Origin of the sequence: Novosphingobium sp. SL115 (assembly GCF_026672515.1) — a bacterium.
Classification (GTDB): domain Bacteria; phylum Pseudomonadota; class Alphaproteobacteria; order Sphingomonadales; family Sphingomonadaceae; genus Novosphingobium.
The window spans coordinates 1,239,533-1,252,452 of record NZ_JAPPRG010000002.1 but is presented as its reverse complement, the minus strand read 5'-3'; the positions used below and the strand labels follow the sequence as shown (position 1 = coordinate 1,252,452).

Sequence of the window (12,920 nt, the reverse complement as noted above, 5' to 3'; positions counted from 1 at the left end):
CGTTCTGGGACGTTCAGTGACGTTCGTGTACGTTTAGGTGCTTTTCAGGTCATGGGTCAGTGCGCGGTCTGTCCACCGTCGATGGCGATGGTTGCACCGTTGATGAAACTGGCCGCATCCGAACACAGATGCAGCACGGTTCCGGCAATTTCATCAGGCACGGCAGCCCTGCCCGACACATTGTTGGCAAAGAAAGCAGCGCGGAAATCCGCACTGTCGGCCCAGTGCTGCGTCATCGGCGTGACGACAAAGCCGGGGGCAATCGCATTCACCCGAATGCCCTTCTGCGCATACTCCACCGCCGCCGCCTTGGTCAGCCCCGATACCGCGTGCTTCATCGCGCAATAGACGCTCATGTTCGGGTCAGCGATCAGCGCGCCGACCGATGCGGTGTTGACAATCGCCCCACCGCCAACCTTCAGAAAATGCCGGATTTCCGACTGCATGGCATAGAACACGCCCTTGAAATCGACATCAATGGCAAGGTTCATTTCGTCCACCGGCACTTCATGGATCGGCCGCTGCGGCGGCAGCACGCCTGCATTGTTGAACGCCGCATCCATCCGCCCGAACTGCGCGACACAGGCCGCCACCAGTGCTTCAACCGCAGCAGGATCGGTCACATCGGTCGGCACAAACCGCGCCTCGCCGCCACTTTGCGCGATGATCGCAACGGTTTCCTCGGCCTGCGCGTCCTTGTCACCAATCATCACCTGCGCACCTGCCCGCGCAAAGGCCACGCAGGCCGCACGCCCGATACCGGTGGCCCCGCCGGTCACCAGCACGGCTTTGTCCGCAAACGTCATTCCTGCCATGCGGGCTGCTCCCCTTTTGCAACCTTCGACGAATTTCCGAGCAAGAAGTCTCCAAGAACATCAACAGCTTCGGGATAGGATTTCTGAACACGCGCGCGCAGATCGGCGCTGTCCTTGCTGGCAGCCACCAACCTTGGCCAATCGGCCACGTAACGGCGGCTGAACTCAAGCCCGCTGGCATCGTTGGGCAGGCCGGGCTTGCTGTGGCCGGGCACCACCATGTCCGGCTTCAAGGCCGCCAGCCGGTCAAGCGAGCGGCCCCATGCCGCGATGCCTGCGGCATCATGCTCACCAAACCACAGGTGCATCTGGTTATAAACAAGATCACCCGGAAACAATGCCTTGATCGACGGCGCCCATAGGGCGGTGGCATGAACGTGGTCCCCCGGCATCGGGCCGATGACCTTAAGTTCGCGCCCCTCCAGCATGATCGTATCGCCATCCAGCGGCAAAGGCGCAGACGGATGGCGTGGGCCATTGGTCCCCAGCATCGGGCTCCAGCGCTTGACCTTGAACGGCAACGACTTCCAGATGTCGGACACAACGGTCGGATGGGCGACGATCTTCACATCGGGAAACGCCTGCTGGATCACCTCCATCGCGAAGAAGTGATCGGGATGATCGTGCGTGACGAACACCGTGGTCAGCCGCTTGCCGCTGTCCAGCACCATGCCAACCACACGGTGCGCATCAGCCATGGTGAACGGCGCATCCACCAGAACCGCCTCCTTTTCCCCTTCGATCAAGGCGATATTGGCATAAAGCGACCCCGCACTGGTGCGCAGCACTTCCACCGTCAGCGGTTGGTCCTGCGCCTGTGCCGGGGCGAACGGCAACGTCAGCGCGGCAAGCGCGGCGAGCAGCCGGGCCTTCACTGAAACTTGCCCAGCATCATGCCGCCATCGATCACGCAATGGCTGCCGGTCATGTAATCGGATGCATCGGACGCCAGCAGCAGTGCCAGCGGCTTGATCTGGTCGGTTTCGGCCACGCTGCCCAGCGGGACGATGGCGTCCCACGCCGCACGCGCCACCGGGTCTTTCTTCAGCCAGCCACCGCCGATGTTGGTGACGAACGGCCCCGGCGCTATCGCATTGATGCGGATTCGGAATTCCGCCAGTTCCAGCCCCAGCGCGCGGACCATGTGCAAAACGCCCGCCTTGGCCGGCATATAGGGCAGGCCAACGATGGGTTCGGTCACAAGCCCTGCATTGGATGCGGTGGTGACAATCGACCCGCCAATGCGGCCATTGGCGCGGCCTGCCTGCTTCATGATCCGCACCGCATTGCTGACGGTATAGAACACGCCGTTCAGATTGATCGAGATCGAGCGGTCCCAGCGGTTGTGGTCATACGTGTCCACCTGCCCTTCGGGATTGCGGTGACCCGCAGGGTTCCAGAAGCCCGCACCGGTATCGATGCCCGCATTGGCAAAGCAGATGTCCAGCCCACCGAAGGCCGCCGCGTGAGCGTCGAACGCCGCGACAACCTGATCCCAGTCGGAAACGTCCAGCCGGTCGGCCCGCACGTCATGGCCTTGCGCCCGCAGCCGCGCAGCTTCGCGTTCCACCCCTTTGGCGTCGATGTCGGTCAGCGTTACCGATGCGCCCGCTTCGGCCATGGCTTCGGCATAGGCAAGCCCAAGGCCCGATGCGGCCCCGGTGACGAACGCACTGCGCCCCTTGATGTCGAATTTGTCGAGCGTTCCCATTGGCATCCTCAATTATGTTTATCGCCATTGTGGCTATGGTTATGATTTCTCGCGCTCGATCAGGCGCTGCAACATGCGCCGCGCGCGCACCCCGCCGCCATCGCCGCCCAGGATCAGCGGGCGCAGCGCCCAGAAATCCTCTCCCCGCATCAACCGGTGGCTATCGCGGATGATCGGCATGTCTTCCTGTTCGAACGCAAATTCCAGCGCGCCGCGCATGGCAGCGGCAAATTCGGCGTCACCCAGTTTGTAATCGCGCGCCGTTGCCCAGAAATAGTGCGTTGTATCAGGTGTTTCGGGGGTAAAGGCATGGAGCGATGGCAGCAGCGTGCAATCATCGCGCGCCGTGCCCGGATCACCTGCGCGAAAGTCAAAATACAGCACGGCGGGCGCATGCCACTTCACCATGCCGTAAAAATCCTGCTTACGCCCTTGCGTGCCCATCACCGCATCAATGCCGACCGACAGGTAATCATCCGCACGCACATATTCGGCAAAGACGTTCTCGCCATCCTGCCAGAACTTGCGGTCCCCTTCGGTAAAGGCGCTGGCGACCAGCGCAGGATGGACGAAGTTGGCGTGGCTGAGATCAAGGATATTGTCGCTGTAAAGTTCGTAGTGTCCCTCGGCCACGGTGCTGCCGCGCACGGCCTCCCACCGGGGATCGGACAGCCACGAAAAGTCGGGGATCAGCGCATCGTCGGCCCGGGCCGGATCTCCCATCCATATCCACAACAGCGCATGGCGTTCGACTAACGGATAGGCATGCAGCCGTGCATCGGGAAGCTGGCCGCCGGGGTGCGGATTGTGGACGCAGGCCCCCCCACCATCGAAGCGCAAGCCGTGGTAGGGGCACATCAGCCTGCCATCAACCACGCTGCCGTGCCCCAGTGGCGCAAAGCGGTGTGGACAGCGCCCGCTGATCGCCTGCGCCACCCCGTCCGAATCGCGGAACAAAGCAACCAGTTCTTCCAGAAATGTGCGCTGCTGCGGCTCTTGCGCCAGATCATCGGCCCAGCCCGCGACATACCAGGTGTTGCGCAGATACGTCCCTTCAGGCTTTGCAGAAAGCCGTGGAACCGGTGCCCTGTCCGCGCTCACCGTCCGCCCTTTACAGGTAAAGCGCTGGATTGATGGCAATGCCGTTCTCGCGGCAATACGTCTCATAGTGGTTCATAAACCACCACACATCCAGCGTTTCGACATGGTTGCCGTGCTCGTCAAAGAACTCGTTCGCGCCCTGCATGTGGAACAGCGCCTTCATGCCATTGGGATCATCGGTGACGAGTGTATGCGCGGTGCCCGGCGTTTCGGTGATGAAATCCCCGGCGCGGCACACCCAGTCATATTCCAGATAGCGGAATGACCCTTCCAGCCCCACGGCCCAGACCTTGCCCCGATGCTTGTGCGTGCCGATTACGCCCGGCCCCTTGATCCATAGCACGTTGACATAGACATTCTCGCGCACGTCGAACGCCAGATGCCGGATCGCGGCGTTGTCGCCAAAGGGCACCCACGGGCTTTCCGCCTCTGCCGACCCGACATAGGTGCCTTCAACGCCCTTGGCGCGGATCAGGTCGCCATAAAGTTCGGGAACATTGACAATCTTGTAGGCCCCTGACGGCGGCGCTTTCATCGTGCCCATGATCGCCTCAAAGATAGAGCTTGGGGTTGATGGCTATGCCGTTTTCGCGGCAGTAGGTTTCGTAGTGGTTGATGAACCACCAGACGTCGGTGGTATCGACCAGCACGGCGTTTTCGTCGTAGAAGTCGATCGGGCCTTGCATCCAGCCGAACAGCTTGCACCCTTGCGGATGGTCGGTGACCAGTGTGTGGCTTTCGCCCGGTGTTTCCAGAATCAGCCCACCCGGCGTCGCCACCCAGTCGTATTCCAGATAGCGCACGCTACCTTCAAGGCAGACCATGGTGATGGTGCCGCGGTGGAAATGCGTGCCGATCACCCCCGGTCCCTTGACCCACAGGATGTTGGAAAACAGGTTCTGCCGCACGTCGAAGGCCAGATGCTTGATCGCGGCATTTTCGCCAAAGGGCACCCATGGGCTGTCCACATCGGTCTGTGCGTCAATATAGCGGCCACCGGGGCTGAGCCGGGCGACCAGTTCCCTGTGTGCAAAAGGCACGTCGACGATCTCAGCCTTGTTCGAAGGCGGTGCGGTCATCACGGTTGCAGTGCTCATTATCTCTGTCCTCTCAGCGGATCAGGGTGTCGACATAATCGGCACCGATGCCGACCTTGTCGTAGTGTTCGCGCGCGGCCTGCATGTAATCGAACACGTCGTAATGGCCGGTGGTGTTGCCATCTTCGTCCAGCCACATCAGCGGGCCGGACACGACGAAGAACACCTTCATCGGATCTTCGTGTTCGTAACAGACCAGCGTGTGGCTCTCGCCCGGCGTTTCGTAAACGAAGTCGCCCGCCGTGGCGGTCCATTCATGTTCAAGATAGGCCCACTTGCCGCTGATGGTGTAGGCCCAAATCGGGTGCGGATGATAATGGCGGTTCACCAATCCCGCCTGCTTGCTCATCAGCACATCGGCCCACATGTTCTTGGCCGGGCTGATCCACACGGGCTTGGAAAACACCGTCTCGGAAATGGGCACCCAGAAGCGTTCGTCGCCCTCGGCAATCTTGGGCAGATAGACTTCGGGCAGCCCGCCTTCGCGGAACACCTTGGCTACTGGTTTGAGATCCTTCCAGAATTCGGTGTGGGCGGCTTCGGGCATCGCATTCTCCACTATCGGCGCGCGCGGGGCAACACAGAGGGGATACTCCTGTTCCCCCGCGCGACCTTTCAGATCAGAACTCGAAGCCGAGCCTGACGTACCATTCGGCCGGACGGCTGTAGGTGCCGTAGATCTGGCCGCCTGCGATCTGGGCCTGCCCCGTCACCAGATAGCGTTCGTTGGTGATGTTGGTGCCGCCAACGGTCAGGTTCCACTGGTTGTCGGCTGCCTGATACTGCACGCTGGCATTGACGATGTCGGTCGTCGGGCGCAGCAGCAGGATCGTGCCTTCGGTATCGTTGCGCATGCCGGTGGTGTGGGTCCAGTCGGCCAGCATCACGATCTTGCCGCTACCCACCGCCACTTCGTAACGCGGCGATACGTTGAACTTCCAGTTCGGTGCCTTGGGCAGATCAGAACCGGTCTGCACCCCAAGCTGGAAGGGATTGGCCGCGACCTGCGCGGGAGCCAGGACGTTGGTATAGTAGGCATCAAGGTAACCGGCGGACGCGGTGATGGTGAAGCCATCAGCCGGGGCGGCCAGCATTTCCAGTTCGAAGCCCTTGATCCGTGCGTCGCCAGCGTTCTGAATGGTGGGCGAAACGCCCTGCTGGAAGTTGAGCTGGATGCCCTTGTACTTGGTGGTGAAAGCCGCCGCGTTCAGTTGCAGGTGATTGTCGAGCAGGGTCGACTTCACGCCCACTTCAAAGGTTTCGGCCACTTCTTCGCCAAAGGTCGGCGCGACAGGCAGCGGGTTCGACAGGCGCGTCGTCCAGCCACCGGTCTTGTACCCGCGCGAGAACGAGCCATAGGCCATCACGTCATCGGTGGGATGCAGTTGCAGGCCCAGCTTGTACGAGAAATCGTCAAACGTCTGCTTGTTGGGCGAGGTGGGGTAGTAGCGGAACGGCTGTGACGGGATGGGGAAGCCGACCGCCGTGGCGCAGGCCGCGCTGGGATTGCCGGTGGCCGGATCAAGCGCCATGCAGTTGAACAGCTTGTAGTTGAAACCGTTGATGTCTGCCTGCGCGCCGTCATAGCGCTTGTTTTCCTTGGTATAACGCGCGCCGACCGAAATGCCGATCAGGTCGTTCAAGCGCCAGTCGACCTGGCCGAACCCGGCATAGGCTTCGGTATCGACCTTACCCGGGCCATCCACCTGCAACAGGCCGGCCGAGAACGTCACGAAGTCGCGCAGATCGCCCTTTTCCTTGAAGCCATAGCCGCCGAGCACGAAGTTCAGCGCGCCGTCCATAGCCGAACCCTGAAGCTGGACTTCCTGGCTGAACTGGTCCTGATCGACGATGAAACTGGTCTGCAGGATCGGCAGCGGCGAATTGTCGAGGTCGACGCCGGCGGCAAAATCGACCTTGCGATAGGACGTGATCGATTTCAGCGTCACGCTGTCCGACAGGTCGAATTCAAGGTTCAGGCCAAGGCCCCACTGCTTCAACTTCGAGAAGTTGTTGCCATTGGCATAGCTGACGTCCTTGTCCGTGTTCACCCAGCGGCTGTCGTAGGGCAGCACATTGTTGAACGGATCAGAATCGACGTTGCGGCTGGCAAGGCCCGGCAGCGTCAGATAGCCGTTCACGCTGGAACGCGGGCCGCACAGGTTGGTGGCATTGCGCGCGGCAATTTCAGACGACGTTGCGCCGATGCAGAAGTTATACAGCCCGGCAAACAGGAAGCCCGAACTGCCGGTCACCACATCCAGCGCGGTGCCGGGGATGTTGTTGGCGGCAACACCTGCGAACGGCCCCGGAATGGGGGTGACGGCCAGCACGGTGTTGGCGGTCGAATCCTGATCGATGTTGGTGTAATCGGCGCTGACAGTGGCGCGGAAATTGCTGCCGTTGTCCCAGCGCAGCTTGCCGCGCAGGTTCCACGAATTGTCACCACCCTGACGGCTGCGGGTTTCATAGCCTGACGCCGGGAACAAGGTATAGCTGTCGTTGGCACCAGCATTGGGATAGGCTTCGCGCTTCTGGAAACCATCGCGCTTGTGCAGGCCGAACGCCACGGACGAGCTGAGGCCATCGGCCAGCGGAATGTCGACAAGGCCGCGTGCCTGAACGCGGTTGAAGCGACCAACAGTGATGTCGCCCTTCACATGGAATTCATCACCCGGCGTATGGGTGACGATGGAAATAGCGCCACCGATGGTGTTGCGCCCGAACAGCGTGCCCTGCGGGCCTTTCAGCACTTCGATGCGTTCGACGTCCAGCAGGTCCTGGTTCGCGCCGATCGAACGGCCAAGGTAAACGCCATCCAGATAGACGCCCACCGCAGGGTCGATATTGAAGGCGAAGTCGGACGAACCGATACCGCGAATGGTTGCGCCAAGCACAGCGCTGGAACCGGAAAACGGCGTCGAAGCGTCAAGCGTGACGTTGGGCGTGATGCCCGAAAGCGCCGACACATCGCCCACCGCGCGTTCCTGCAATGCGGCTGATGTGAAGGCCGTGATGGCAATGGGAACATCCTGCACGTTTTCAACACGCTTCTGCGCGGTAACGATGATCTGCTGAATGCCGCCGGTGGATTCCGCCTGGGCCGCGTCTTGCGCAAAAGCAGGCATGGCAATGGCCGTAGCCAGCGCCGCAATCGAGACTGATGCCAATCTCATGGTTCTCTCTCCCTGTTGTAATTGATGCACGGTCGGGCTTGCCCCATTCCCCTGCATCATGCCTGACATCCTATGGCCTGTCGGAGGGCTTTGCTTGCACTGACGCGCACCCCGATCAGGACTGCCGCGCAACCGGTATGCTGCGCAGCAATTCTCTATTCCTGTTCCGCGCCGCTGCGCCCCAACCGCCAGTCGCGTGGGGCCACGCCAAACTGCTGGCGGAAGCAGCGGGTAAAATAAGCACTGTCGTTGAAGCCCAATGCAAAGGCGATTTCGGTGATGCTGGCATCGGGCCGCGCGACCAGCCGGTCTGCCGCACGGCGCAGGCGCTGGTCCAGTATCCATGCGGTGGGCGTGGTGCCCATGGTGGCAAACACGTTCTGCACCGTACGCACTGAAATGCTGCAGGCATCGGCGATGGATGCCGTGCGCAACGCCGGGTCATCCAGATGCGCTGACACCATGGCCAGCACCCGACGGCGCAAGTCCACTTCACCGATCTGCGCCGAAGGCCGCTGGCTGCCGCGCATGGCCAGCGCTACCATATCATAGAACACCGCGTTCACGCCCACTTCCCATTCGGGATCTTCAGCCGCACGTTCCCCCTGCTGCCACAGCGACAGCAGAAAATCGTGAAACACCCGTCCGCCGGGCGTTGCACCGCACATCCGCTGCATCAGCGCATCGTCCACGCAGGGGAACCGCTCGGCCAACGGCGCGCGGGGAAATTCGACCACCAGCATTTCATGCCCGGTCAGTTTGATCGAATAAGGTGTGTGCGGGCTGGCCAGCACGAAATCACCGGGCTGCAACGCGCATTCGGCCTGCCGCTGCTCATGTTCGCTCGAACCACGACACTGAAGATGCAGGATAAGGCGCTCGTCATCTTGCGCCATGGGCGTTCTGCCAACAGCGGACTGCGTGGAATCGGTGCGGATCATGTCCAGTTCCCCCACCCGCCACGAAAGCATCCGCCCCGCAAAATCTTCGCCCGGGACCTGAACGAACGTGCCAGTGAAAACACGGTCGGCAATCTCGTTCCAATACCGCACCCGGTCAGGCGGGGCGACATCACGGGTATGATATTTGAGAAGCGTAGCCATCGGTCTTCTCCCGTTTGTTCAAATCGCCCTTGCCAGTGCCGGAGCGGAACGCCGCGCAAGCACGCGCGGCGCGGATTCAATCAGAAACAGCGTGCAGAAACCTGCCAGAAGGGTGCAGCCAAACATCAGCCACAGCGGCGCGGTCAGCCCATAGACATCGGCCATCGCGCCCGCGAACAAGGGTGCCAGCACCCCGCCCAGCACTTCACCCGCACCCATGACCACACCGGTGAGCGTCGCGGTCAGACGCGGATCGACCGATTCTGCCGGGATCGTCGCCATGAACATCGGGAACAGCCCGTTCAGGCCCCAACCGACAAAGAAGATCGCGGCAAGTCCCCAGACAGAGCCGGTGTAATAGATAGCCGCCAGCGGCAGCACGACGCCGAAAAAGGCAAAGAAGATCATCACCGGACGCCGCCCGATGGCATCGGAAATAGCCGGCACGACAAAGCTGCCCAATCCCGCCGAAATGCCCAGCGTCGCCATCAGCCAGCTCATCGTATCAGGATCGAACCCGCGCGCCTTGGTCAGGAACAGCGGCATGAACGCCCAGCACACCACCAGATAGGACACCAGCAGGATCGAAATCAGCGCGCACAGGACCACGTTGCGATGGGCGAAGGCTTCACGCAGCGTCACTTTGGGGTGGGCATCGTCATGTGCAGGGACCGGCGGCTCACGTAGCGTGAACCAGATCAGCGCCGCCGTCACCAGACCCGGCAAGGCAGCAAGGTAAAAACCCGTGCGCCAGCCTACCGCCACAGCCACCGGCACCAGCAGGATCGGCGCAAGGCCCGATCCCAGCAGGTTGGACCCAAGGTTCTGCGCCACACCCATGGCCATACCGCGCCGTTCGGGCGCAACTTCGGCCACGATCATCGAATGGCTGACCGGCATGACCCCGCCTTCGGCCGCGCCCATCAACAGGCGCGCGCCCAGCAGCATCAGGAATGACGATGCCGCGCCAGAAATGAACGAACACAGGCAGAAGGCCACCGTCGCCACGACCACAACCGGTTTGCGCGATCCCAGCTTGTCGGAAATGCGCCCAACCGCCAGCCCGGACAGTGCCCATGTCAGCGACAGGGCCGAACTGAACATGCCGACCTGCGTATTGGAAAGCTGAAGGTCCGGTTGCACGAACGGCATCAGGAAGTTCAGGGCGTTACGGTCAAAGAACAGGATGCCAAAATTCAGGCTGAGCAGCGCGGTCACCCAGATCTGGTATCCGCTGCCTTTTGGCGTTCCGGCACTGGCCCTCTGGGCGTGCTGCATCGTGTTCTCCCGTTCCCAATGTCTTGTCGTTTTTCCGACTTCACGCCCTCGTCATAGTTCTCCCCTGCCCGCACCTCTTGCATTCTCGCGCACTGCGAACAGGATCAGCGCGCAAGTATCAGATGAACGGGCGCACCGGATCGGCACCGTCCCACCCCTGCGATGCCTGCCACATCGCGGTGAAATGGGCGTCCATGCCCGGCGTTGCGGGGATCAGTTCAAGGAAGCCAGGGGCCGCATCGTGCCCGCCTTCAAGATAAGCGACACTGCCGCCAGTGGGCACCGCTGCCTTGAACGCAAGCGTATATCCCCGGTCGAGATAGCCCGGCAGGTCAGCCTCAACGTCCTTGCAGGCAATGCCGAAGTGGTGAAAGCCATGCCCGCGCTGGTCGATGGTTTCGCGATAGACCGAAGGGTTGCCATCCAGCGGCTGGATCAGTTCGATCTGCATCTGCCCGACAAAGCCCATGGCGATGGTGACGTCCGCCGTGGAAGGCGCGCCGCGATAGAACTGGTCCGGCCCCAGAAAGTGGTCGAGCAGGAAGAACGGCCCCGCCGCGCAATCACGCTGAAAATGCGCGATCGAGGCGTGGATATCCTCCACCACGAACGCGGTTTGCATGACACCGCCAAAGGGCTGGCCGAAGCCAAGCACGCTAGCCATATTTTCCTCTCCTGCGCCCCGCCTCTATCGGGCGGCGACGCTTAAACTTCTCAGATCACAGCGTAATCGCAACCTTCCCGAAAAGCCCTGCCGACGATTGCCAGGCATAGGCGTCCAGCACCTGCTCCATCGGGAAGGCGCGTTCCACCACCGGTTTGATCCCGTGCGTATCGATAAAGGCGTTCAGCCGCTGGGCCATGCCCTTTGACCCCACGAAAATACCCCGGATCGACGCGCCCTTGAACATCAGACCATGTGGGCTGGTGTCGCCATCGCGCGTCAACACGCCGATCAGCGCGATTTCGCCAGCAAAGCCCACGGCCGCAATGGATTGCGCCAGCGTTCCCGCTCCGCCCACTTCGACCACCTTGTTTACCCCACCGCCCGAAATGCGCGCGGCCTCAGCCCCCCAATCGGGCGTCGCGCGGTAATTGATGACGTGATCGGCGCCCAGCGCCTTCACCCGCTCAAGCTTTTCATCCGACGATGACGTGGCAATCACCCGCGCGCCAGCAGCCTTGGCAATCTGCAAGGCCAGCAACGAAACCCCGCCCGTACCCAGCACCAGCACCCAGTCTCCGGGCTTAACCGGTGAAGGCCCTTCCATCAGCGCGTTCCACGCGGTCACCCCGGCGCAGGGCAGGCAAGCGGCCTGCGTCCAGTCAAGGCTTTGCGCCAAAGGCACTACGCCGCGTTCAGGCAGCACCACATATTCCTGCAACATCCCCGGCGCAGGCGGCGCGCCCAGCGCCACGCCTGCTGCGGGGTTAGGCGGTCCGTCCATCCAGTCCTGAAAGAATATCCCGGCCACCCGGTCACCCACGGCAACTGTAGTAACGCCCGCGCCCACGGCGGCAATCTCGCCCGCACCGTCAGACAGCGGTACCGTGTCCTGCTGCACCACGCCGCCCATATATTTTCCTAGCGGAATAATCTGGTCGCGGAAGTTCAGCGAACAGGCGCGCACCCGCACCAGCACTTCGCCCGGCCCCGGCTGCGGCATCGGCGCATCCACCATGCGCAAACCATCCAGCGATGTGGAACCTTGTGAGATCAGCCATTGCCGCATCACGCTTTTTCTCCCTGCCGTGCACTATTCGCGCATTCAGGCCGCAAATTAATATGCGAGACAAACAGATTTCGCAGGGTGAAATCTATTGGGGATTCATCTCCAGCGCGTGCCCAATCACCAGCGCGGTCGTGCGCAGCGCATCAAGGTGCCGCTGCACCACGCCTTCATCCGTCCCGCGCCGCCCCGGCCATGTCACATTGATCGTGGCAATCGGCGCGCCCGCCACCATGATCGGCACCGCCATCGACCGCCGCCCATCGCGCAGCACAAGCTGTTTTGACCGGTCAGGCCACGGATGCAACGGATCGCGCGTGGCATAACCGCGCAGGCGCACCTGACGCAAAATCTCGCGCAAATCGTCCTCGCTGCCTTCGGGCGGGTTGCGCGGGCGTAGCCGGTCGATGATCGAATCACGCTCCGCCTCGCCACACCCCGCCAGATAGGCCCGCCCTGTGGCGGTGTGGATATAGGACAGCTTCACCCCAACCGGACCAAGCGTGGCCGAATCAAGCCGGAACAGCGGGCTGTTCGTCTCGATGATCTCCATATGGTCCAGTCGGGGCGCGGCCAGCACAGAAGGCCATGCAATGCGCGTGGAAAGTGCCTTCATGTGGGGCGACGCTATCTCGGCAATATGGGCCACCGATGTCACCGGCGTCCGCTCGACCCGGTCGACGTGCGGCAGGTATGCCCCATCGGCAAGCCTTTGCCAGATAAGCCCTTTCTGCCCCAGCGTCACCAGCATGCGCAGCAGCGTGGCCTTGGGTAGGGCCGTGGCCAGATGCAGTTCGTGCAGGCTGGCCGCCTTGCGCGTCTGCACCTCGATCAGCACGTCCAGCCCACGTTCCAGCGCGCGCACGGTCTTCACCTTGCGGTCCAGCATCATCCATCTCCCGATGCACT

Annotated in this window: 13 protein-coding genes; all 13 read right to left on the bottom strand. The window is 61.9% G+C overall.

Going from position 1 to position 12,920, the window contains the following annotated elements; genetic code table 11:
* Positions 1 to 56: 56 nt before the first annotated feature.
* Positions 57 to 815 carry an SDR family NAD(P)-dependent oxidoreductase gene (locus OVA07_RS07590; RefSeq protein WP_268170852.1) on the bottom strand — a complete coding sequence of 253 codons (759 nt, stop codon included), beginning with the start codon at positions 813 to 815 and terminating at the stop codon, positions 57 to 59.
* Positions 803 to 1,690, bottom strand: a complete 888-nt coding sequence (locus OVA07_RS07585; protein ID WP_268170851.1) for an MBL fold metallo-hydrolase — start codon at positions 1,688 to 1,690, stop codon at positions 803 to 805. Before OVA07_RS07585 ends, OVA07_RS07590 begins: the two co-directional genes overlap by 13 nt.
* Positions 1,687 to 2,526, bottom strand: coding sequence for an SDR family NAD(P)-dependent oxidoreductase (locus OVA07_RS07580; protein ID WP_268170850.1), 840 nt, complete (start codon positions 2,524 to 2,526; stop codon positions 1,687 to 1,689). Before OVA07_RS07580 ends, OVA07_RS07585 begins: the two co-directional genes overlap by 4 nt.
* 39 nt (positions 2,527 to 2,565) lie before the next feature.
* A complete protein-coding gene (locus tag OVA07_RS07575; RefSeq protein ID WP_268170849.1) occupies positions 2,566 to 3,627 on the bottom strand; it encodes an aromatic ring-hydroxylating dioxygenase subunit alpha in 1,062 nt (353 codons plus the stop codon).
* A 10-nt stretch (positions 3,628 to 3,637) separates the two neighbouring features.
* Complete coding sequence (locus OVA07_RS07570) at positions 3,638 to 4,171, bottom strand: 2,4'-dihydroxyacetophenone dioxygenase family protein (RefSeq protein WP_268170848.1); 534 nt, start codon at positions 4,169 to 4,171, stop codon at positions 3,638 to 3,640.
* Between the two features lie 7 nt (positions 4,172 to 4,178).
* A complete protein-coding gene (locus tag OVA07_RS07565; protein WP_268170847.1) occupies positions 4,179 to 4,724 on the bottom strand; it encodes a 2,4'-dihydroxyacetophenone dioxygenase family protein in 546 nt (181 codons plus the stop codon).
* A 13-nt stretch (positions 4,725 to 4,737) separates the two neighbouring features.
* Positions 4,738 to 5,271 (bottom strand): 2,4'-dihydroxyacetophenone dioxygenase family protein, encoded by a 534-nt coding sequence (locus tag OVA07_RS07560; RefSeq protein ID WP_268170846.1) that lies wholly within the window; start codon positions 5,269 to 5,271, stop codon positions 4,738 to 4,740.
* A 73-nt stretch (positions 5,272 to 5,344) separates the two neighbouring features.
* Entirely contained in the window at positions 5,345 to 7,900 is a 2,556-nt protein-coding gene (locus tag OVA07_RS07555; protein ID WP_268170845.1) for a TonB-dependent receptor, read from the bottom strand.
* A gap of 155 nt (positions 7,901 to 8,055) precedes the next feature.
* The gene (locus OVA07_RS07550; RefSeq protein ID WP_268170844.1) at positions 8,056 to 9,003 is read right to left on the bottom strand and encodes a helix-turn-helix domain-containing protein; all 948 of its coding nucleotides are present in this window, start codon (positions 9,001 to 9,003) and stop codon (positions 8,056 to 8,058) included.
* Positions 9,004 to 9,021: 18 nt separating this feature from the next.
* Complete coding sequence (locus OVA07_RS07545; RefSeq protein ID WP_268170843.1) at positions 9,022 to 10,281, bottom strand: MFS transporter; 1,260 nt, start codon at positions 10,279 to 10,281, stop codon at positions 9,022 to 9,024.
* A gap of 118 nt (positions 10,282 to 10,399) precedes the next feature.
* On the bottom strand, positions 10,400 to 10,945 hold the full coding sequence (locus OVA07_RS07540; protein WP_268170842.1) for a VOC family protein: 546 nt from the start codon (positions 10,943 to 10,945) through the stop codon (positions 10,400 to 10,402).
* A gap of 55 nt (positions 10,946 to 11,000) precedes the next feature.
* Positions 11,001 to 12,014: a zinc-dependent alcohol dehydrogenase family protein gene (locus OVA07_RS07535; protein ID WP_268172647.1), complete on the bottom strand. Its 1,014-nt coding sequence runs from the start codon at positions 12,012 to 12,014 to the stop codon at positions 11,001 to 11,003.
* 85 nt (positions 12,015 to 12,099) lie between these two features.
* Positions 12,100 to 12,903: an IclR family transcriptional regulator domain-containing protein gene (locus tag OVA07_RS07530; protein ID WP_268170841.1), complete on the bottom strand. Its 804-nt coding sequence runs from the start codon at positions 12,901 to 12,903 to the stop codon at positions 12,100 to 12,102.
* Positions 12,904 to 12,920: the final 17 nt, after the last annotated feature.

Bases quoted from the DNA above. Each gene is read 5' to 3' on its own strand.
- OVA07_RS07590 (WP_268170852.1), bottom strand. From the start codon at position 815: ATGGCAGGAATGACGTTTGCGGACAAAGCCGTGCTGGTGACCGGCGGG.
- OVA07_RS07555 (WP_268170845.1), bottom strand. From the start codon at position 7,900: ATGAGATTGGCATCAGTCTCGATTGCGGCGCTGGCTACGGCCATTGCC.
- OVA07_RS07560 (WP_268170846.1), bottom strand. From the start codon at position 5,271: ATGCCCGAAGCCGCCCACACCGAATTCTGGAAGGATCTCAAACCAGTA.
- OVA07_RS07535 (WP_268172647.1), bottom strand. From the start codon at position 12,014: ATGCGGCAATGGCTGATCTCACAAGGTTCCACATCGCTGGATGGTTTG.
- OVA07_RS07580 (WP_268170850.1), bottom strand. From the start codon at position 2,526: ATGGGAACGCTCGACAAATTCGACATCAAGGGGCGCAGTGCGTTCGTC.
- OVA07_RS07565 (WP_268170847.1), bottom strand. From the start codon at position 4,724: ATGAGCACTGCAACCGTGATGACCGCACCGCCTTCGAACAAGGCTGAG.
- OVA07_RS07545 (WP_268170843.1), bottom strand. From the start codon at position 10,281: ATGCAGCACGCCCAGAGGGCCAGTGCCGGAACGCCAAAAGGCAGCGGA.
- OVA07_RS07550 (WP_268170844.1), bottom strand. From the start codon at position 9,003: ATGGCTACGCTTCTCAAATATCATACCCGTGATGTCGCCCCGCCTGAC.
- OVA07_RS07540 (WP_268170842.1), bottom strand. From the start codon at position 10,945: ATGGCTAGCGTGCTTGGCTTCGGCCAGCCCTTTGGCGGTGTCATGCAA.
- OVA07_RS07530 (WP_268170841.1), bottom strand. From the start codon at position 12,903: ATGATGCTGGACCGCAAGGTGAAGACCGTGCGCGCGCTGGAACGTGGG.
- OVA07_RS07570 (WP_268170848.1), bottom strand. From the start codon at position 4,171: ATGGGCACGATGAAAGCGCCGCCGTCAGGGGCCTACAAGATTGTCAAT.